Genomic DNA, 19,657 nt, shown 5'->3' with positions numbered 1-19,657 from the left:
AGGAGAACGAGTACACCTTCGTCACTACATCTCGCGTCTCCCGGTCGGCTGAGCGCGCTCAGATCTCAGGGCGCGAGGTTCACGGACCCTTCGATGCTTCCGATCTGAATGAGGGCATCTGGATTGCCATGGTCGAAGTCGTCCAAATTGAACAGGATGAAAGCGGGAGCATCCTCCCAGGTCAACGTTCCGCTTGCACCCTTACCAGTGATGTTCACGTAGTAGGGGGGTATGCGCCCCGGCCACTCCACCGCAGAGTCGACTGGCATCTCGTTGTCGAGGGCGAACTCCACGTTAGCTTCCATTCGGGTGTAGCTGAAGTTGGGCTCTGCATATCCCATGATGATGCCGGCCGAGTGGTCCTGAGGGTTGTAGGGTTCCAGAAAGTTCGAAAAAGGAACGATATTATCGTAGAGCAGATGCACGTCGGTGAACGTGGTTTCCAGGGTCGCGGGCGGATTGTTGTCCATGCACGAGGTTGAGAGATTTGCGATCTCGAGCTCGTCGATCTGAAATTTCACGATGCTCGCGTCATCGTCGAGTTGGACGAGCACGACCCCATCAGTCACGTTCCAGGTCAAATCGACCCCGCAGACGGGGGGGTCTCCGAAACCGTCAATACCCGCGAGGATTTGGACGTCCAAGCCCCCTGTGACCGTGGTGAACTCGAGCACGTCACAGACGTTGCCTTCGCCGTCACCATCGAAATCCCGTTGGTTTGGGTTGTAGATGTTGGGGCAGTTGTCCTCGCCGTTGGTGATGCCGTCCGCATCGTCGTCTCCACTGGGATCGCCGTCGCCGTCGCCAGTGGGATCCCCGTCGCCAGTGGGGTCCCCGTCGCCGGTGGGATCCCCGTCGCCAGTGGGGTCCCCGTCGCCAGTGGGGTCCCCGTCGCCGTCGCCATCTCCGGTGGGGTCCCCGTCGCCGCTGGTCCCCGAGTCAGCGGCGACACACGCATCCATCACGCATTCGTAGCCATCGGGACACGCGCCTGCGCAGGGTGTCATCGTTCCCGAGGAGTCAGAGTTGCAAGCCGAGATGGCCAGGCCAGTCGAAATGCCTGCGATGACGAAAAAAAGCCGGTCGATTTGCATTACGCGTCATAGCAGCCAGAAGGCACTCGGCGCAATCCTCGAGCGAGCTCCGGCGCCCGAGCACCCAGACGCGCGCTTCGAGGGAGAATCGACCGCCTCGGTGAAGCGGGCCCACGGGCTGGGCGGCGGCTTTGACCACCTACCCGGCCGTCGTGGTCTCACTTTGCAGAACTCATGCGTGAGGCAGCGAGGTGTCCAGGGTCGGATGTCCTTTCCGCAGGCAAAATTCGAAGCGGTGGAGAACACTAATGCCGCACACCCTAAGTTCGTTCCGGGTTATGCACGGCACTGAGGCCCAATGGCAGTGTCGCAGCTCCTAGCAGTACGCCCGGTACAGCGTCGTCGCCGCTCCTCGCCCTTGGGCCTCAGCTCCGCACCTAACCCGGAACGAACTTAGGGTGTGCGGCACTAGCGATCAGTGACCAACACGGTTCGCGGACGACGTCGTGAACTGTTTGCCGCCCGACCCGGCCCGGGCCCACTTCGCCTGCCGAACCAGGCACCGAGAATGAGCGGCGCGACGCTCACGCTCTACCCGACCCCTCGTCGTATGTACTATCCGCACGGGGCCACACATGCGGACACCAACAAGTGGCCCCGAGGAGCAAAGCGACAGACGCGCCAGCGGCTGCAGCCGGCGAATCCAAGGCCTCTGTGGGTCATTAATAGCTACGGATAGATATACGCGCAGAGCAACTCTTCTCGATCAACGTACAAACCCGTTCGTACGTTGATGCGAGCCGCCACGTAGTCGCTGGGGCACAGATCGACAAAGGGCCCGCCGCCGCCACCACCGACGGTCCCCGTTATGTGTTGGACGCTTCCATTCGTGCGCCAATTGCCCACCCCAGAGCAATACAGGCCAAGCCGATCGACGAGCGCTCCGCTACCGCCATGAAAGCCGACGATCGCTTGACCCACAGGACAGATGATCCTGAAGAAGCCTCCTCCTGGCCCCCCGTAGGTGCCAATGTCGTAGCTGGGGCCCAGGGAGCCGTCGTCATTCAGATGCGCGCATGTGAGGCCAAGCTGGTCGATGTAGATGCCTGACCTGCCATAGATTCCAACCGCCACGTCGCCCTGCCCGCACGAGAGGGTTCCAGGACCGCCACCGCTGCCGCCGCGGGCCGGAAGCGTATAATAGAGGTTCGAGGCGGCCAGCGCCCAAATCGGGTGTGGAGCTTCGACGTCATTCGAGCGGGTGTCGGCGCCGCTCGTCGCTTCGACCATTGCCGGCTCGATGCCCCAGTCGTCGGGTGTATTCGCGGTCGCTGCGCGAGAGATCGCCAGCGAGGCGGTGAGCAACCCTGTGAGACAGGTGGCGGTAGCGAGCAACTTGAGGTTCGCGCTCGGTGGATTCTTCATTGGTCGTCCTCCTGTGATCAAGCTGCGAGTTGTCGGTGAACGTGGCCAGTCGCTGCCTGCGTGGGCAGAGAGGTAGCGCCGCTCTGCATCAGTGAAGCGGCTATTCTCTGACGCGGCAAAGCAGCGCGCGCATCGACCACCGCGCTAATGTTGTGATCCGTCCGAGCGTTGCCCACGCGATCGCTGCGCCGCGCACCGAGTCGACCGACGCTGGCGACAACGCAGTGGCGCAACGGAGTGATCTGTGGCTGCTCGGCGTCGTCAACCGCGCGCTGGCTTCCCAGACTCGCCGGTCGAAACATGATGGAGCAGGGCGGGACACGAGATTCCACAAACGCGCGCGCTTCGGGCCGCTCTCGCCCCCAGTGGGCCGCGACCTGGTCCGCGACACCATTGGCGCTATGCTCGTCGCGCCGTGCGTGTCTGCGTTCCCATCTTGACGATAGTTGCGCTGTGCTGTGCCTGCTGCCAAGGAAGGGCCAGGCCGTCGCCCGCGAGCCCAGCAGACGTTCGCTTCGTCGGCATGTGCGACGCCTCGGGCGCAGTTCCGCTCGATACTCACCTATTCGCGGTGGCCGACGACGAAGACAATCTGCTGAGGGTTTACGACGCAGACCGTGGTGGGGAGCCGCTGTACAGCAAGGACATCTCGGCTGGTGTGAACATCTTCCCCCGACCGGCCAAAGATCCAAGCCGCCCGCCCAAGCCCCCCGCGGAGGCGGACATCGAAGCTGCGACCGTGCACCAAGGCCATGCCTACTGGCTGACCTCCCATGGCACGAACAGCAAGGGTAAGCACAAGCCCGAGCGCCTGCGCTTGTTCGCCACCACGTCGCCCAACGACGGCGAGCCGCTGGTGATGGTGGGGAGCGCGTACATGAACCTGTTGGTGGATCTCGACGCGGACCCCCGATATCAGCCTTTTGGTCTGCGCAAGGCCGCCCAGATCGCGCCCAAGGAGCCCGGCGGCCTCAACATCGAGGGGATGACCGACCGAGCGGCGGGCGGTGTCTTCATCGGCTTTCGCAACCCGACCCCGCGCGGGAGGGCCTTGTTGGCTGTGCTCGAGAATCCCCCCGGTGTGATCAACGGCGAGGCCGCACGCTTCGGCGATCCCGTCGTGCTGGATCTCGATGGTCTCGGTATCCGTGGTCTCTCGGCGTGGCGTGGGCACTACTTGATCGTTGCAGGCGACTACGCCGGGACGGGGGAGTCTCGTCTCTACACGTGGGACGGCCAGAGCGAACAGCCGCAACGGGTCGACCTCGATCTCGGGGACCTCAACCCCGAAGGCTTCTTCACGCCGGAAGACCGCGAGCAGATCATGCTCCTGAGCGACGACGGGACCGTCGAGGTCGACGGCGCAGCGTGCAAGAAGCTGGACGACCCCGGGAAGAAGTCCTTCCGTGGTCGTTGGGTGCGTGGATTTTAGAGCTGCTCGAGCGGCTGCGGGCAGTCGCCATGGCGAACAAGCGCAACGACGATGCGGCGCGAGTTCGTTGGATTGGACAGTGGATTGAGCCCGGGCAGCGTCTGACGCACACTGCGGTCGTGTTCGGCAGCAAGGCCAAGATCCAAAAGATTGACGAGCTCGAGCGAGCCTTGGCGGCGAGCGAGCAGGCGCTCGAGCGCGCGAACCAGGAGCTCGCGCAGCTGCATGCGGCGCAGCGCTCACTCACCCACGAGCGCGACCAGCTGCGCGCGCACCTGTCTCATCCACGCCCGCGGGCCGACGAGCGAGCGGGCGCCAAGCTCGACGAAATCCCCGTGGACTTCGAGCCGATCGAGGACCCGACCGGTGATCAGCAACCGTGGGCCGCGGCGAACTATCGTGTTTACGGACCGCTTCGGCAGCTCGTGACCCTCGATCTACTGCTGCGCACGATCCACTGCGCGTGCGAGTGGGGCTCCACCGCCTGGTACTCGATCATGGTGGACGGCGACGGGGCCGGGAGCCTGCTGATCGAACGCGACGGGCAAGCCGCCGCCTTGACCCAGGACGAGGAGAGCTGGCTGTTCGCGTCTGAAGATCGCCCGGCATGTCCGCCGCACCTCCAGTTGGCCGAGGCCTACTTTCAGGAGCATCCCCAGATGCTCACCTTCGACATCGTCTGACCCACGGAACCCGCGAACTTCGAGGTCAGGACACGTTCACAGCTCCCCGCAGTCGAGTTCATAGTCGATGCGCTGACCATCGTCGCCGATCGCGAGGATCTCGCAGACGTGGTCGTAGCCCACGGCATCCGGCTCGTAGTCGTAGCCAGCAAAGCTCATGTAGGCGCGGTCTTGGACCTGAGAGTCGGGCGGACAGACGTAGGAATTGGCGGTCTCGGGGCACTCGCCGGGCTCGCAGCTCTGACGAGAGATGAACACCGCGCTGTGGCTGATGCTGTCGACGTTGTCGCCGTTGGGGAACCATGAGTCCATGTCGCCGGCAGCGACAAAGAACACGTCTGCGATGGCGCCCTCGTCCTCATCGACGATCTTGGCGCTCTCGCACTCCCCCGCGTCGACTTGGAGGCTCATGCGAGTCCTGACCGCGCCGTACGACAGCTTCTTGCTGCATAGCAGGTCGTCGCGGGCGCTGAGTTCGAAGGGATACAGCCAGCTGTCGAAGGTCTCGCCGATCGCGGCGAGGACACCCCCGGAGAGTGTGGGCGGGACGTGCCAGTGCGAGTCGACAAGCCCAAGGATGAAGCGCTCGCTCGGGTAGGCACGGACCACCACCGACTCTTTGACGACGATGTCGTCATCACAGCAGTCTTCAAAGCTGCCTTGCACGTGGACGTGTGCGCCGACTTGCAGCTCGACGGGCGGCTCGGAGTCGATCGTCCACAGGCGCAGCTCCATATCGGCGACGCCGTCGCCGACGAAGAGATCGGGCTGAGGATTGTCGACCTCGCCGAGACAGGAGCCGGGCGGCTCGGGATTGCCGGCCCCGCCCGAGTCACTCGCTTCGAGGTCGGGATTGCTCTCGAGGACCATGGCCCAAGACACCAACTCCGCGCCGACGGCGTCCTCGCATGGGTTGTCCTCTTCGCCGTCTTCGCCGTCTTCGCCGCCTTCGCCGTCTTCGGCGCCAATCGAGTGGTTCTGCAGCTCGCTCGTCTCGACCGCCATCGCGTCGAAGCGGATCGCGCGGTACTTCTTGCCCCCGGACTCCAGGTGGGTCCACGGGAAGCCTTGGGCATCGATGACGGCCTCGCCGTCCGCCGTGGCGAAGCGCAGATCGTAGAGCTCGCCTTCGGCGCAATTGGACTCGCAGGGGACCGGATTGATGGCCGAGAGCGCGAGGCCATTTTCGTCGAGGTGGGTGAGCGTCGAGCCGACCGAGTAGATCGGGAGCTCGGGGTTGTCGGGATCCACGATGTCGACGCGAGCGAGCCGGCAGGTGTCATTGCCCGCAGGCTCGGTGAAGAAGTATATGTCCATACACTTCATCATGTAGAGCGAGTCCTCATTCCACTCGGGCTCCCAGTTGTTGTTGGGGAGGCCGAACTGGAGTTGAAACCCGATCTGGGGACTGTCCTCGATGTTGCAGCTGTGAGCGTTGGGAGTTCCGCCCTCGTACTCGAAGTTGAACGACGCGACCGCGGGGAGATCGCACGAGGTCTCGTCGATCGGGACCCAACCCTCGAGGGTGTTGATCGAGCCCGTCAGCCGCAAGTGGGGGAGTGTGGGAGAACTGGGACACACACCGCTCTCGGTCTCGCCCTCGCCGGTCTCGCCCTCGCCGGTCTCGCCCTCGCCGGTCTCGCCCGCGCCGGTCTCGCCCTCGCCGGTCTCGCCCTCGCCGGTCTCGCCCGCGCCGGACTCGCTCTCGGCGTTCGGGTCCGTGTCCGAGCTCGGCATGTCCCCCGAGACCGACATCTCGCCAGCGCTGGCGTCCATGGAGTCGTCGTCGTGGCTCGTCGTAGCGTCGTCGTCAGCAGGGCAAGCAGTGCACAATGCGCCTGCCAGCGCGACCACGGGAATTCCAGGCTTGTACATTGACATGACGAGAAGATATTATGAAAAAGTATGACGAAAGGAAAGTCGATCTTTGCACGTCGACTCTGACTCATTCCTGACGAGTGAAAGCCGAATGCGTGACGAGTGATGGTTCGAGTCTTGCCCTCGAGGCCTTCGACGCGGCCGCTGCAACGACCTGTCCGCCGCATGTCAGGGGGTGTTCGCCGCTGTGTCGGTTCGAATCTCGGGGCGTCGCTGTCTCACCCTGCCGGCACAGGGGGCTCCGGGAGCAAGGCGGCGTTCCCGTACAGGCGCGTCACATCGTCACCATTGTTCCAGTGACCGAGCCACTCCTGATAGTAGTCGGGCAGCGGCTGGCGCTCGGGGTTGTGCCAGGGGGCCTGCGAGGCGAAGATGCCAAACGTCGACCGGAGCTTGGACGAGAGCGGCACGCTCGCGAAGGGGTCGCCTTTGAAGCAAGACTCTGGCACGTCAGGAACGTGGACCTTGAAGTCCTCGAGCAACATGTCTACCAGCGATTTGCTGAACTTCATGAAGCGACGGGTGTTGCGCAGCCGATAGCCGTAGTCACCCACGAGGTGGTTGTAGATGGCGAGCGCTGAGCTGCGGTGCTCGATCTCTTCGCAAAAGTGCCACAAAAACAGCGAGACCACGCGGGGGTCCCCGCCGCCGAACAAGACGGCGCGATTGTCGAGGACCATCTTGAAGAAGGGGGTGAAGATGGCCTCGAGTCCGCCAGAGTGGGCCAGCGCGAACTCGAGCGGATGGGCGTCGTATAGGTCATCGTAGATCTGGATGACCTTGGTGAGGGTGGACTGCAGCCCCGGGTATTGCTTGATCAGCGCTTTGACGTGCGTCTTGTGGGCGGCCGAGTGTACGGCCTCCTGCTTGCGAAAGAGCATGGACTCGGCGGCGATCTCGGGGTCGGTGATCTGCGTCTCGGCCTTGCGGGTCGCCCGGCAGATGTATCGCTCGAAGCCGATCGCCAAGAAGCTGATCTGGTTCAGCAAGATCGCGAAGCGCGGCTGGTCCGGGTTCCACAGGAAGGGTACGCCGTCCAGGTCCCACGCGATCGTTCGAATCTCGAGGTTCGACATGCCTGCTATATATATCTCTGTCTGGTCGCCCGGCGCGAGACCACGCCGAACGGGGTGAAATTGGGGGGCTGTTCGCCGAGGAAGAGCGGCGCGACGTTCACGCTCCCCCCGATCCCCGATCGATGTCCTTTCCGCTGGGGATCGAAAACACCGCCGATCTCAGCGAGATCCACGCCCTTCAGGGCGGAGACGTCGAACACTACGATGCAAGCGTGTTCATGACCCGACGTACGCTGTTGCACGCGAGCGCGCTCCTGCTCGCTCCTGGCTGCGCGGCGCCTCGGCCTCTGACCCCACCCAGGAAACCAACCACCATGCCCTACGATGTCGTCATCGTGGGAGGCGGCCCCGCCGGCCTCTCCGCAGCGCTCACCCTCGGCCGCGCGCGCAAGCGTGTCCTGCTCTGTGATGCGGGGGAGCGGCGCAACGCTGCCGCTGCGCACATCCACGGGTTCGTCACACGCGACGGCGTGACGCCATCAACGTTCCGCGAGATCGGTCACGAGCAGCTCGGGACGTACCCAAATGTCGAGGTGCGTCACGTGCAGGTCCAGGCGATCCACGGAGACATCGGCGGCTTCAACGTGCGCCTGGCAACGGGCGAGGTCGAGGCCCGCCGCATCCTCCTGTGCCCCGGCATGGTCGACCAGCCGCCAGCGCTCGAGGGGTTTCGCGCGATGTGGGGCCACTCGATCTTCCAGTGCCCCTACTGCCACGCCTGGGAGGTCCAGGATCAGCGCTTCGGCTACCTCGCCACAGACGTCGACATGCTCGCGTTCCCCGTGCTCTTGCGCGGGTGGACGCGCCACGTCACCGTGTTCACCGAGCAGCGATTCGAGATCCCCGCGGATGTACGCGCGCGCCTGACCGCCGCGAACGTTCAAATCGAGGAGCGCGTGATCACCCGGCTCGTGGCCAACAGCTCGAACGACAGCCAGATCGAGCGCGTCGAGTTCACGGACGGCGCCACGACAGCTTGTGACGCCTTGTTTGCCCATCCGCCCCAAGTCCAGGTCGAGTTCGTTCGCTCGCTCGGGTTGGCGCTCACTCCAGCGGGCTACGTGCAGGTCGACGACATCCACTGTGAGACGTCGACCCCGGGCATCTACGCGAGCGGAGACCTCGTCACGCCCATGCAGGCGGCGGTCCTCGCCGCGGCCTCCGGAGTACGCACCGCGGCCATGCTCAACCATGCCCTGACGGCCGAGCTAGCAGCGAGCCAGCTGCTCTCCTAGCGCGTCAATTGGTTGGACTTCATGGCCGGCGTCGCGCAGCCCGCCAAGCCGCGGGGGTCACCCCGTGTGCGCGACGAAACAAGCGGATGAAGTGAGTCGCGTCCGCGTAGCCAACCCGCTCCGCGATCACGTCCACGAACTCATCGGTGTGCAGCAGACGATTGCGCGCCTCCGAGAGTCGCCCGGCGATGATCCACTCCACGGCGCTCTTGCCGGTCGCCCGCTTCAAGGCCGTGGTCACGTAAGACGGCGACTTGTTGACCGCCGCCGAGACGTCGCCCAACGAGAGCGGGCGCAAGCAGTTCCTCTCGATAAAACGAAGGGCGTCGCCGACCATGCTGGTTTGCACGCCCGTCGACGGTGTCGTGTGCGCGGCACGGGCGACTTCGGCGAGGATCAACGCGAGCAAGCTCCTCGCCACCAGCTCGGTATGTGCGCGCTGTGGTCCCGCCACCGTGGTCTCTTCCAGTAGCGTGGCGCACAAGCTCGCCAGGTGGTCTTGTCGCTCACTCGGGATGTGGATCACCGCGGACGAACCTGCGCGAGCCCGCTCGAACGGGTCGAGCAAGGTCGCAAGCTCCGACGGCGCGTAGCAGGCCCCGCAAAAGCCGACGCCCCAGAACACCGCGTTCTTCGAGGACACCCAACGATGGGCCTCTCCGGCCGGAACGAGCAGGACATCACCTGCTCGAAGAGCGAATCGCTCTCGTTGTTCGACGACCGCGTGGCCGCTCGTCATGAACCCGAGCACGGCGAAGTCGTGAACGGCGAGAGGTGATGCGCGAGAGCTGTCTTTGTTCGCGCGGCGCTCCGCCCAAATCGGCCGCGCGTGTGCTCGCTCGCCCATGCCTGTGTTCTACCTCGCGCCGCGCCTCGACGCCCACTCGAGCGGTGATCGCGGGCGCCTCGAGACGAAGTGTGCACAGCGTCCAGGTTGCGAGGTAGGGTGAACCTTTCGCTCCGATCGGTGGTTCTTGCTGTGTCGCACTCTGGCCCTGAGCGGCCCCGGTTCATCGACGCTCCAGAGATCGCAACCCCGACGAATGGCCCGGGCGCCCTCGGATCCGTGGCGGCCGCCGGTATGTCCTATCCGCCCAACCATGGATCGAGTTCAATGTAGTCCGGCGCCGCCAACCCCTGGACGTCACGCCCAAGCTGTCGGACACAGTCCATGACATCCTCGAGTCCTTCGTGCTGATCGCCGCTCTCGCCCGCGCCCCCGACCGCGACCGTCATCGCAGACACCTCGTCGTCGGGGGCGTGGACTCGGATCGGCGAAGCAGGGTAGCTTGAGATGTGCGTGGCAAGACGGAGCCCCTCGCCGACATCGGGCATCCCAACCTGATGCGCCTGCTTGGGCTCGTCGTGTTTGAGCTCGGTCCGGTCGACTTCACGATCGCGCTGCTCGGCGGCCAGCCCTTCAACAAGGCGCACGGATGGGGATAGTGAGCGCACAGCTGCGACGCCACATCGACAAATTGCTGTGCTCGCCGCACGCCCCCCGCTACGCAGCGGCTGTCGGGGTGCTGCTCGCCCTCCCAAGCGTGCTCCAGGGCAAGCTGCTCGACGATCACCTGTGGCACGCGGCTGCGCTTCGGGGCGACGCAGCTTGGCGCTTCGAGCTGCTCGACGGCCCGGCCGCACAATTGCGAGAGACAGGTGTCCTGGGCTGGTGGGCCGGCGACGAGCTGCAGCTGTCGTTCATGCGCCCGCTCGCCTCGCTGAGCCACACCTTCGACTTTCGGGTCTGGCCTGAGGCGCTGTGGTTGATGCACCTCGAGAACGTGCTGCTCTACGCCGCGTTGATCCTGGTCGTCGGTTGGGTGTTGCAGCGGCTGTTCGGCCCCGGCCGCGTCGCCGGGCTCGCCTGTTTGATGTTTGCGATCGACGAACTGCACGCCACGACGGTGATGTGGATCAGCGCCCGCAACACCATCTTGGCCGCGCTGTTCGGAGTGCTCGCGCTCGCGGCTCACATCCGCTGGCGGGCGCCAAAGGTCGGCGAGTCTCGACGCTGGCCGTTCGCGCTCGCGGGGCCGCTGTGCTTCGCGCTCGGGTTGATGTCGGCGGAGATCGGCGTCGCGGGCCTGGGCTATCTGCTGGCCTATTCGCTCACCCGTGAGCGTGGCGGCTGGTGGGCTCGACTCGCGCCGCTGCTGCCCTATCTGGCCATCACCGCGGTCTGGCGCCTGAGCTACATACAAATGGGCTTTGGCGCCAAAGCCAGCGGTCTGTACATCGACCCTGGCCAGGACCCTCTCGGGCTGCTCACCGCGCTGGTCTTGCAGACCCCGGCGTTGGGCTTCGTCGCGCTCTCGCTGCCCGTCGCCGACGCGCTCACCACCCTCGTCGGGCCCGCTTGGTTGGGGCTGCCGGCGCTGGGATTTGTCGCACTCGCCTGGGTGCTCGCGCCATTGCGCGACGACCCCAACGCACGGCTGCTGGGCCTGGGCATGCTCGCGGCCGCGCTGCCCCTGACGCTGACGGCCCCGACCTCACGCACGATGTTGATGCTCAGTATCGGCAGCGCCGGGCTCGCTGCGATCGCGTGGGAACGTCGCTACACACCAGCGTTCGCCGGGCGTCTGCGCAGGCTTGGCCTCGGGGGCCTGTTGGTCTGCCAGCTGGTGATCGCGCCGCTGTTGTTTGTGCCCCTGAGCTTCGCCCCGCTCGTGATCGAGCCGCCACACCGCGCGCTAGCGACCATGGTGCCGGACGACGGGCGCGTCGTCGTCGTGCTCAACCCGCCGTCCGAGATCAACGCGTTGTATCCAAAGGCCATCCGCGAGCTCGACAACGAGACCTGGCCAGAGCACTGCTACTTGCTGTTCGCCGGGCTCGGGGCCGTGAGCGTCGAGCGGGTCGACGCGCACACGCTCGCGCTCGAGACACAGCACGGCTGGGCCGCATCGCGCGTCGATCAACTATCGCGGGACTGGAGCGTGCGTGGCTTCAACCCTGGCGATCAGATCGGGCTCGAGCGCGCGTGGGCCGAGGTCGTCGCCGTCGGCGCCGACCAGCGACCGACGCAGATACGTGTGCACTTTGACGACGATCTCGACGAGGTCGTGGTGTTGGGGTTTGACGGAGCGACGTTGACCCGCTGGGCGCCGGCCGAGGGCGAGCGTCGCGTCTGGACGACGTCCCTGACACCCGCCCTCGAGGGCACTAGTGCCCTCGAGGGCAATCCGCCGTTTTGACTCCAGTCGGTGCCGCCAAACTGGCCGCCGACATTGTAGTCGATAGACTTGTTGCCGTTGCTCCAGTCGTGACAGAGGTAGTCTTCAGCGCCGTCACCGTTAAAGTCGCCGGTGTGTAGCTCGGAGTTCGAGTGCTCACACCACGTGCCGTTGTTGGCAGGCCTTTGGTCGCCGAGGTTGTCGTTCGTAGTCTGGTCCCAGAAGGTCGTGCTGGCGTTGAGCCCGTTCCAGCTGGCGATGGTGTGATTGTGGCTGCCCTTGCAGTCAGACCAGCACAGCGGCCAGGGGATCTTGTATTCGATGTTGAAGTAGATGCCGCCCGAGAGCGCGGAGAGCTGGGCCTGGGCGAACTGGTGGAAGCTCAGGCGGCTGGCCGCGAGCGGGTCGTAGTCGATCTTTTCGACCTCGGCTGTTGCGCGCGCACTTGCGCCGCCTTCGAGGGGCGCGACATTGACTCTCGTCGGTAGGAACGCAGCGCGAAGTTCAGACTTGCTCTGGTCGCAGCCCCGCGTGGGCATCCGCTACGGAATCACCAAGGTCTCGAGCGGGGGCAGCTCGAGCGCCTCGTCGCCGATGTCACACTGGGTCCACGGAGCACTCGACACGCAGTCGCCGTGCCCCAGCTCGACGAAGCGGCCGCGGCCCCAGCACTCGATGCTGCCATCGACGAGCAGCGCGCAGCTGTGTTTGCCTCCGACCGCGATCGCCACCGCCTCGTCGCTCAGCGGCACATCGCCACCATTGTCCAGGCCAGCGTAGTACTCGGCGGGCGTCTCGTCGTCGCCGACCGAGTCGGTCGTGCCATAGCCGAGCTGGCCGACATCATTGAGGCCCCAGCACCGGACCGCGCCGCCCTCGATCAAGGCACAGACGTGAGCGGTGCCGGCGGAGATCTCGAGCGCGGCGCCGCCGATCTCGACGTTGCCATCATCGGGGACCCCAGCGTAGTAGTCGGCCGGGGTCTCGTCGTCGCCGACGTCCGCGGTGGCGCCATAGCCAAGCTGGCCGTCGTCACCCATGCCCCAGCATCGCACCGCTCCATCAACGAAGCGCGCGCAGGTGAAGAAGTTGCCAGACGCGAGCTGTTCGACCTCGCCCGCGCCGATCTGGATGTCGCCGCCGTTGGCCTCGATCGCGTAGAAATTGGCCGGCGTCTCGTCGCCGCCGATGTTTCCGTCGTTGTCGACGGACTGGCCATAGCCACAATTCCAGACCGCGCAGTTGCCCCAACAGCGCACCGCCCCCGTGGCCATCACGGCGCAGGTGTGGGCGTAGCCAGCGTCGATCTCATCTACGTCGCCGCCGAGCTGCACGTCGCTCGGCGGCATGTCACCCGGCGCGAGGCCGAGGTTAGTCGTGTTGGCGTAGCCGAGCACGCCGTTGGCGTTGCTGCCCCAGCAGCGCACCGCGCCGCCGGTCAGCACACAGTTGTGGCCCGCACCCGACACCAATCGCGTCGCCGCGCCGCCGAGCTCGACCGAGCCTTCGCCGTCGAGGCCTGCGTAGTACTCGAACGGCGTCTGGCTGCCGCCGACGTGTTCGCTCGTCTCGTATCCAAGCTGACCCCAGTTGCCGACACCCCAGCAACGCACGGCGCCGCCCTCGAACCGCGCGCAGACGTGATAGGTGCCTCCGGTGAGCTCGCGCACGGCCGCGTCCAAGCCCAGCTCGATGTCGCCGTCGTTGGGGGCGTTCGCGTAGAACGCCGCAGGTGTCTCGTCGTCGCCGATCGCCGATGACGACAGCTGGCCGTAGCCCAGCAGCGCGCCGTCGTTGCCCCAGCAGCGCACCCCCGAGTCTCCAACGGTGACGCAGGTGTTGTACTCGAGCGAGAGCAGGCTCGTCGGACTAAAGCGGCAGTCCTGGTTGCAGCCGTCGATGTCGTTCTGGTTTTGGTCGTCGCAATCTTCGCCGACCTCGACGTTGCCGTTGCCGCAGAACTCGCCGTCGCCATCTCCATCGCCGTCGCCATCTCCATCTCCATCACCATCACCATCGCCGTCGCCATCGCCGTCGCCGGTCTCGGACATCGTGCCGGATGAACTCTCGGTCTCGTCACCCGTGGACCCGCTGCTATCCGTGGTCCCGTGCTCGTCAGCGGTCGCGCCGTCGTCGGAGCAGGCACAAGTGAGCAAAACAGCTGTTACCAAATAGCGCATGGTTGGGACCGACACCGGCGCAGAGTTGCAAAGTTCGCGCGCCCGCTCAAGCCGAGCCCCTGCTCCGTTCGGGCGATCCGCTCCGCGCTCGTGAGCACGTCCCAGTCACCCTTCTCCCCTCCCTCGAAATCCGGCTGCGCAGCGCTGCTCACCGGTCGCGTCGGCAGCGACTGTGGCGCCGCGTGTCCCCGGGATCCCTCCCCGCTCTTGGCGATCGCGTTCGCCACCGACGAGCCGCCACGCTTCGACGATATGGGGTATTGCAGAAACCACACAGAGGGCGCAGACGCGGAGGTCAGCTGGAAGTAGCCGTCGTCGTCCGTCGTCACATGAGCGAGGTCGACCTCCGTGATCGTCTCCCCCAGTGGCCCGGACAAGGTGAAATCAGGCGTCCAGGTCGCCTTGCTCGGCTCCCGTGGCGTTACCAGGAACGGCGGGCGGTCGGCGAGCTGCCGGGTGAGGCCAACCCGATCGCTGGTAGTGACATTGCGTTCAACGGGGCGTTGATTGGTCACTTCGTCGGTAGCGACGCGTGGTGCGGCGACATGGAGGGGGCGCTGACCAGTCCGCTCGAGGCTGACCTCTCGGGCAGCAACTTTGCGGCGATTAGGGTTCCGTCGCCCGCGGCGCTGCCTGACAGCTTTCCTTACCGCTGCGACATGCTGCCCTGAGCGATTGCGGCACGTGCCATGGCCCAGCCCGGCTCCGGTCTTAACCCACGGCTCCACTCCCGCGGATTGGATGCCGAGGCGATGAGGATGCTCCGAGCGCTATGAGAGGCTAGGAGCCCGTGGTGCACCGCCTCGCTTGGCCTTTTCGCCGAGGGCAGTGTTGCCGAAACTTGCAGTACGCCCGGTACAGCTGCGTTTCAGCGCCTCGCCCTCGACGAAAATTCCTGCGCGAGGCGACGCGATGCATTGCACCACGGGCTCCTGCTCAGTGCGGACGCGCACGGCCTCGCTGCACTCAGCACCGAACACCGCCGGGGGACGACAGGCCAGCGCCGCGATTCGTTACGATGTCAATCGATGAGCCGGCTGGTCTTCCACAGCATGTACCCGGACATGAAGCTGCCGGTCTCCGGCGAGCAGGTCCTCGGTCCGACCACGCTGCCCAAGCGGGCGCGCTCGTTCTGCAAGCCGATGACCGACGAGGTCCGCTCCGGCGTCTATCTTCACGCGCCGATCGAGTTCGAATTTCGCCACAACCGCCAGACCATGTGGCTGCGAACCACGGTCGGCGATCTCCGTCACACGGCGATCCGCCACTTCGGCGTCACGGCGCGCGCCGATCTGCTCGTCAGCGATCTGTTCCCCGAGCGCTCGCGCGAGCTCCAGGCCAGGTTCCGCGCAATCGCGAGGGGCGCAGAGTTTCCCGACGATCTCACCGACGATCCCAGCTACCGCATCAATGACCGGCTGCTGTCGGCGATCTCCGAGCCCGACGCCCCAGGCGGGATGGTCATCGTCTGGCTGGGCGGAACGCTCTACACCGAGGGCGACGACAAGCTGCTGATCAAGGGCGTGCCCAACCTCTACCAGCGCAACCGCTACGAGGTCCTCGACGCGATCATCGAGAGCTCGCGCTGGCACGGCTGGGTCGGCGCCGTGATCCGCAGCTACGAACAGGACACGTGGGTCCCAGTCTCATCCACCGAGCCGTTCACCAAGGCGATGATCCTCGGCCCACGAACCGAGCTCGAGATCGTCCCCTTCGATCAGCGGCAGCGCGAGGTGCTCGTCGATCCGCTGCGCTGGAGCGACTTCGACGCGACCTACGCCCGGCCGCCGGGCAAGTACCTGCGCGACCTTCGACACGGCGGAAGCTGGGACACCGAGTGGAAGAGCAAGCTCGACCTGCGCCCGCCCGCGCGGCTGCCCTCGCCGCAGCTCGGCGCCCCCTCTACGCGGATCGCCGACGCGACCGAGCTGAGCTTCTTCGAGACCCGGCTGCGGCTGGTCGAAGATCTGCGCGCCACGGACCGAGCGATCGAGATCCACCACAACGGCCGGGTCGCGCGCTTTGGTGGCGCCGACGCGTGCGAAGTCGTCGACGAGCTGTGCGCGCGGCCGCGGCTGTCGGCGGCCGAGCTGGCGACCCGAACCCCCTTCGAGATCGGCGAGCTGCGCGGGTTCTTGCAGCGTCTGGTCGAGACCAGTGTCCTCAACCCCGTCGCGTGATCCGCAGCAGGCCGTGCTCGACCATGACCCGCAGCAACGGCTCGACCTCGGCCCAGACGAAGCGCTCGTCTGCGTCGGTCCACGCGAGGGCGTCGGCGGCGACGAAGCGCTTGCGGGCGAGCAGCTCGCGGACCAGCGGAACCGCCGAGACCGGCAACGACAGCGACTTGGCCCCGGCGTGGAGCGTGATCGTGGGCGCGTGATCACGAGCCGAGCGCAGTCGGATCGGAGGTCGACGATCGACCTCGAGCAGCTCGTCGCGCGCGAGCTCGGGCACGGACCCAGACGGCCACGGCGGTGGTTGGGCTGACGCGCAGGTCGAGGCCGACCACAGCTGCGTCAGCGTGTCCTCGTGGCGGTCGGGATCAGCGAGCAGCTCGGCGAGCGCCCCGAGTCGCCCGCGCATGTAGGCCCACAGCTCGTCGGTGGTCGTCCCCCCTGCCCCCGCGGGCACCAACGGCGGCGGCCGACGCCACTCGAGCTCGCCTCGCAGCTCACGCTCGAGCCATACGTGCAGGAGATCGAGCACGCTGCGATCCTCGAGGAACAGGTTGAGCGCCAGCGAGTAGCCGTGCGCCTCGGCGCGGTGCCAGGTCCCGGGCGGGAGGCACAGGAGATCCCCAGGCTCGAGCGTGACCGACACGAACGCGCGCTCGTCGGGCGCCGCGGGTTGCTCCCACGCCTCCGGGGTCCGGCCGTGAGCGCGGCGCAACACCGGGACGCCGTCGCCGTCGATGTTGCAGTTGGCCCGCGGGTGCTCGACCGCCGGCGCCTGCCCGTAGCGCCAGGTCTTGCTGCCCTCGAGCTGGATCGAGATTGCCGTGCGGGCGTCGAAGTGAGTCCCGAACCCGCAGCCATCGTGCGACAGGTAGCAGTTGACCCCGACGACCCCGGTGTAACCGAGCTGCGCCCGGGTCACCCGCGCGAGCTCGGCCAGCTGCGCGTCGCGTCGCTCGACCCGGCTGACGCAGATCGTGGCGCCCGCGTCGAGGATCGGACCGATCGCCTCATGCTTGACGCGAACCATCGGGATCGAGCGAGGGTCCGCGGCGCGATCGAAGCTCGCCTCGATCAGCAGCCCTTCCAGCAGCCCTTTGTCGGTGGCCGCGGCCTCGCGATCGGCCAGCAGCGCGGCGCGCAAGTCCGCGAGCGAGAACAACCCCTCGACCTTGGCCGCCGCGCCGGGGATGTGCAGCGGCGCGCGGCCACAGGCGCGGGCGAAGTCCTCGAGACTGACGGGCTCGATCAGCCGCGCGAACGCGTCCGGTCCGATCTCGCGGCGCGTTGTCACGCTCGGCGCCGGGGTCGACGCGCCGCGCTCGCTGGCGAGCGCAGCGAACAGGGCCGAGAAGTCGATGGCTCGCGTGCGCATCAGTCGACCGCCGCGAGCGGGTCGGGGTTGGGGTGCTCGAGCCACCCCCGCTCGGGCCGCGACCAGCCCCGCTCGGCGCCGCCGCGGGGCTTCGCCGCCAGCCCTGACGTGGTGAACAGGCCCGTCCACGAGATGCGCTCAACGTCGCTGCGGTTGGGCATCACACAGTGCTCGACCCACGAGGGGAACAGCGCGAGGTCTCCGGCGGCCGGCTGAAGCTCGAACCACCGGGGCACGCTAAACGGCTCCAGGTCGAGCACGCACTCGCGCTCGACCCGGGTCAGGTAGGCGTCGGGGTTCTCGACCCGAAACCCGCCCGAGCCCGGCGGCACCTGAGCGTAGTAGGTCCCGCTGAAGGTCGAGCCCCCGTGGCCCCAGTGCTCGTGAGTGTGCGTCGCGCAGCCGGGCCCGCTGATGTTGACCCACAGCCCCACGTGCTCCCACGGGTGCGCCTGTGCTCGCCACCCGACTCGTGCCCACAGCGCTTCGATCGCGAGGTCGAACGCCGAGCGGAGGTCGGCGTAGTCCGGGTCACGATGCAGCTCGTCCTGACTGTGCCAGGTGCTCTCGCCCTGGTAGTTGCGCCCGCGCGGATCAGCCCGGCGCTCGGCCTTGGCCCGGGCCACGAGCGCCGCCGTGAGCGGCTCGTGCCCGTGCATGCGGACCAAGAAGCAGGGGATGCCGAAGGTGTCGAGTTCGATCAGCTCGGGGCGCAGGGACATGACGTTCACCGACTTGCAGACGACGGGGGCGCGACGACCTCGAGGATCTCGGCGGTCCACAGCACCCGCAAGATCGCACACAGCTCGCTGTCGCTGCGATCCGAGAAGCACGCACGTAGCTGCGCGAGGTCGAAGGCCGAGGCGCGCGCGCCGATCCAAGCGAGGACCTCGCGCGGGGCCGAGGACGAGACGCGGATCGACAGCAGCACCGCGTCCTGCTCGCAGACGACGAGCGTCGCCCCGCCCCCGTCGTCGCGCCACTCGAACCGAGCGCCCGCGCGGAGCTCGAAGGCCACGACGTCGGCGAGCAGCCCGGCGTCGCGGCCGAGCCCGCCGAGCACGAGATCGATCGGCCGTAGCCCGGCGAGCTCGGCCGCGAGCGAGCGACGGTGGGCCGCGAGCTCGGCGAGCAGCGTCGCGCTGGTCAGTGACCCGGTCTCGATCGGTGCGCGCAGCTGCGGCTGCTCGAGCGACACGCGCTCCACGATCGCACGCAGCAGCCCGCCCCAGGTCGGCGCCTCGAGCATGATGTCGAGGTGGACCGAGTCGCTCAGCGGCGTCGTCGTGTGCCAGTAGCCCCGCGGCAAGAACAGGACCGAGCCGGGCTCGAGCACCACGCTGTCGAGCGCCTCTGGCTCCCGCGCGTGGTCGAACAGCAAGACCTGGTCGAGGCTCGGGCTGGCGCCACCGAAGTGGTTGAAGGGCGGGTTCGGCACGCAGGTGTTGGGCGCGAACTGCCAGCGCTTGCGGCCCGCGAGCTGCACGACCAGGCCCTCGCTGTTGTCCCAGTGCAGCGGCGGGGTGTGGGGCGAGCCCTCGCGGACCGCGAACAGGTTGCAGGCGACCCGGGTCCGGGCGATCCCGAGCTCGTCGGCGAGGCGGCGGAGCGTCGTGGCCAGGCGCGGGAACCCGACGATCTTTTCGAGGTAGAGCTGCATCCCGGCCTGATACAGGGACAGCGCGCCGCTGACCTGGCGCTCGCTCAGCCGCCGCCCGCCGCCAACCCGCTCGGGGGTGAACGTGACCTCGTCGCGGCCGAGCTGCAGGCGCGCGAGCTCGGCCTCGCCTGTGGTCAGCGCCGCGCTCGGGTCGACGAGCTGCTCGACCTCGAACAGCGCGGCCCAGTCCGCGACCGCGCCTTCAGCCACGAACGGACGGCCCGGCCAGTGCTCGCGCACGAAGGTCTCGCTGCGCGCGGGGGAGCCCAGCAGGGCCCCGAGGATCGATGGAGGATCGAGCGCTTCGGCCATGGCGAGCACCG

17 protein-coding genes are annotated in these 19,657 nt (G+C 66.8%); 7 read left to right on the top strand and 10 right to left on the bottom strand.

Annotated features, from left to right (window positions below; genetic code table 11):
- Positions 1–65: 65 nt before the first annotated feature.
- Together DB30_RS02475 and DB30_RS02470 are read right to left on the bottom strand one after the other, a co-directional pair.
- A complete protein-coding gene (locus DB30_RS02475; protein WP_052546328.1) occupies positions 66–962 on the bottom strand; it encodes a hypothetical protein in 897 nt (298 codons plus the stop codon).
- An 801-nt stretch (positions 963–1,763) separates the two neighbouring features.
- Entirely contained in the window at positions 1,764–2,459 is a 696-nt protein-coding gene (locus DB30_RS02470) for a jacalin family lectin (protein WP_052546325.1), read from the bottom strand.
- A gap of 571 nt (positions 2,460–3,030) precedes the next feature.
- Between DB30_RS02470 and DB30_RS02465 the strand changes: the two genes are divergently transcribed.
- Positions 3,031–3,891 carry a DUF3616 domain-containing protein gene (locus DB30_RS02465; protein WP_052546324.1) on the top strand — a complete coding sequence of 287 codons (861 nt, stop codon included), beginning with the start codon at positions 3,031–3,033 and terminating at the stop codon, positions 3,889–3,891.
- Positions 3,892–4,010: 119 nt separating this feature from the next.
- The gene (locus DB30_RS02460; RefSeq protein WP_146657885.1) at positions 4,011–4,574 is read left to right on the top strand and encodes a hypothetical protein; all 564 of its coding nucleotides are present in this window, start codon (positions 4,011–4,013) and stop codon (positions 4,572–4,574) included.
- Positions 4,575–4,610: 36 nt separating this feature from the next.
- On the opposite strand, the gene DB30_RS41180 is transcribed toward DB30_RS02460, so the two are convergent.
- Positions 4,611–6,455 (bottom strand): hypothetical protein, encoded by a 1,845-nt coding sequence (locus tag DB30_RS41180; protein WP_153258189.1) that lies wholly within the window; start codon positions 6,453–6,455, stop codon positions 4,611–4,613.
- 215 nt (positions 6,456–6,670) lie between these two features.
- Positions 6,671–7,528 carry a metal-dependent hydrolase gene (locus DB30_RS02450; protein WP_052546321.1) on the bottom strand — a complete coding sequence of 286 codons (858 nt, stop codon included), beginning with the start codon at positions 7,526–7,528 and terminating at the stop codon, positions 6,671–6,673.
- Positions 7,529–7,650: 122 nt separating this feature from the next.
- Here DB30_RS02450 and DB30_RS02445 point away from each other — a divergent pair, with 122 nt between their 5' ends.
- The gene (locus DB30_RS02445; protein ID WP_146657884.1) at positions 7,651–8,763 is read left to right on the top strand and encodes an NAD(P)/FAD-dependent oxidoreductase; all 1,113 of its coding nucleotides are present in this window, start codon (positions 7,651–7,653) and stop codon (positions 8,761–8,763) included.
- 19 nt (positions 8,764–8,782) lie between these two features.
- On the opposite strand, the gene DB30_RS02440 is transcribed toward DB30_RS02445, so the two are convergent.
- Complete coding sequence (locus DB30_RS02440) at positions 8,783–9,502, bottom strand: helix-turn-helix transcriptional regulator (protein ID WP_052546397.1); 720 nt, start codon at positions 9,500–9,502, stop codon at positions 8,783–8,785.
- 347 nt (positions 9,503–9,849) lie between these two features.
- Entirely contained in the window at positions 9,850–9,999 is a 150-nt protein-coding gene (locus DB30_RS02435) for a hypothetical protein (RefSeq protein WP_153258187.1), read from the bottom strand.
- 60 nt (positions 10,000–10,059) lie between these two features.
- Between DB30_RS02435 and DB30_RS02430 the strand changes: the two genes are divergently transcribed.
- Entirely contained in the window at positions 10,060–10,209 is a 150-nt protein-coding gene (locus tag DB30_RS02430; RefSeq protein ID WP_153258185.1) for a hypothetical protein, read from the top strand.
- Complete coding sequence (locus DB30_RS02425; RefSeq protein WP_052546320.1) at positions 10,209–11,963, top strand: hypothetical protein; 1,755 nt, start codon at positions 10,209–10,211, stop codon at positions 11,961–11,963. The genes DB30_RS02430 and DB30_RS02425 overlap by 1 nt, the downstream gene beginning before the upstream one ends.
- A 521-nt stretch (positions 11,964–12,484) precedes the next feature.
- Here DB30_RS02425 and DB30_RS02420 read toward each other — a convergent pair.
- Positions 12,485–14,098: a hypothetical protein gene (locus DB30_RS02420; RefSeq protein WP_052546319.1), complete on the bottom strand. Its 1,614-nt coding sequence runs from the start codon at positions 14,096–14,098 to the stop codon at positions 12,485–12,487.
- A 353-nt stretch (positions 14,099–14,451) separates the two neighbouring features.
- Here DB30_RS02420 and DB30_RS02415 point away from each other — a divergent pair, with 353 nt between their 5' ends.
- Together DB30_RS02415 and DB30_RS02410 are read left to right on the top strand one after the other, a co-directional pair.
- Complete coding sequence (locus tag DB30_RS02415) at positions 14,452–14,793, top strand: hypothetical protein (RefSeq protein ID WP_146657881.1); 342 nt, start codon at positions 14,452–14,454, stop codon at positions 14,791–14,793.
- 357 nt (positions 14,794–15,150) lie between these two features.
- Positions 15,151–16,302: a DUF2931 family protein gene (locus DB30_RS02410; RefSeq protein WP_052546317.1), complete on the top strand. Its 1,152-nt coding sequence runs from the start codon at positions 15,151–15,153 to the stop codon at positions 16,300–16,302.
- Here the strand turns inward: DB30_RS02410 and DB30_RS02405 are convergent.
- The 3 genes from DB30_RS02405 to DB30_RS02395 are packed head-to-tail and all read right to left on the bottom strand — an operon-like array spanning position 16,286 to position 19,646.
- Positions 16,286–17,674: a JmjC domain-containing protein gene (locus tag DB30_RS02405; protein WP_052546316.1), complete on the bottom strand. Its 1,389-nt coding sequence runs from the start codon at positions 17,672–17,674 to the stop codon at positions 16,286–16,288. The genes DB30_RS02410 and DB30_RS02405 overlap by 17 nt on opposite strands.
- Positions 17,674–18,396 (bottom strand): TIGR02466 family protein, encoded by a 723-nt coding sequence (locus DB30_RS02400; protein WP_146657880.1) that lies wholly within the window; start codon positions 18,394–18,396, stop codon positions 17,674–17,676. Before DB30_RS02400 ends, DB30_RS02405 begins: the two co-directional genes overlap by 1 nt.
- Positions 18,397–18,401: 5 nt before the next feature.
- Positions 18,402–19,646 carry a JmjC domain-containing protein gene (locus tag DB30_RS02395; RefSeq protein WP_146657879.1) on the bottom strand — a complete coding sequence of 415 codons (1,245 nt, stop codon included), beginning with the start codon at positions 19,644–19,646 and terminating at the stop codon, positions 18,402–18,404.
- Positions 19,647–19,657 lie beyond the last annotated feature (11 nt).

The sequence above is a fragment of the Enhygromyxa salina genome (assembly GCF_000737335.2).
Classification (GTDB): domain Bacteria; phylum Myxococcota_A; class Polyangia; order Nannocystales; family Nannocystaceae; genus Plesiocystis; species Plesiocystis salina_C.
The sequence above is the reverse complement of the archived record's forward strand: the minus strand, read 5'-3'. Positions and strand labels throughout refer to the sequence as shown.

Excerpts from the sequence above, each read along its gene's own strand:
- DB30_RS02415 (WP_146657881.1), top strand. The coding sequence starts at position 14,452 with ATGAGCGAGGTCGACCTCCGTGATCGTCTCCCCCAGTGGCCCGGACAA.
- DB30_RS02445 (WP_146657884.1), top strand. The coding sequence starts at position 7,651 with ATGTCCTTTCCGCTGGGGATCGAAAACACCGCCGATCTCAGCGAGATC.
- DB30_RS02450 (WP_052546321.1), bottom strand. The coding sequence starts at position 7,528 with ATGTCGAACCTCGAGATTCGAACGATCGCGTGGGACCTGGACGGCGTA.
- DB30_RS02395 (WP_146657879.1), bottom strand. The coding sequence starts at position 19,646 with ATGGCCGAAGCGCTCGATCCTCCATCGATCCTCGGGGCCCTGCTGGGC.
- DB30_RS02475 (WP_052546328.1), bottom strand. The coding sequence starts at position 962 with ATGGATGCGTGTGTCGCCGCTGACTCGGGGACCAGCGGCGACGGGGAC.
- DB30_RS41180 (WP_153258189.1), bottom strand. The coding sequence starts at position 6,455 with ATGTCAATGTACAAGCCTGGAATTCCCGTGGTCGCGCTGGCAGGCGCA.
- DB30_RS02470 (WP_052546325.1), bottom strand. The coding sequence starts at position 2,459 with ATGAAGAATCCACCGAGCGCGAACCTCAAGTTGCTCGCTACCGCCACC.
- DB30_RS02405 (WP_052546316.1), bottom strand. The coding sequence starts at position 17,674 with ATGCGCACGCGAGCCATCGACTTCTCGGCCCTGTTCGCTGCGCTCGCC.
- DB30_RS02435 (WP_153258187.1), bottom strand. The coding sequence starts at position 9,999 with ATGACGGTCGCGGTCGGGGGCGCGGGCGAGAGCGGCGATCAGCACGAA.
- DB30_RS02440 (WP_052546397.1), bottom strand. The coding sequence starts at position 9,502 with ATGACGAGCGGCCACGCGGTCGTCGAACAACGAGAGCGATTCGCTCTT.
- DB30_RS02410 (WP_052546317.1), top strand. The coding sequence starts at position 15,151 with ATGAGCCGGCTGGTCTTCCACAGCATGTACCCGGACATGAAGCTGCCG.
- DB30_RS02400 (WP_146657880.1), bottom strand. The coding sequence starts at position 18,396 with ATGTCCCTGCGCCCCGAGCTGATCGAACTCGACACCTTCGGCATCCCC.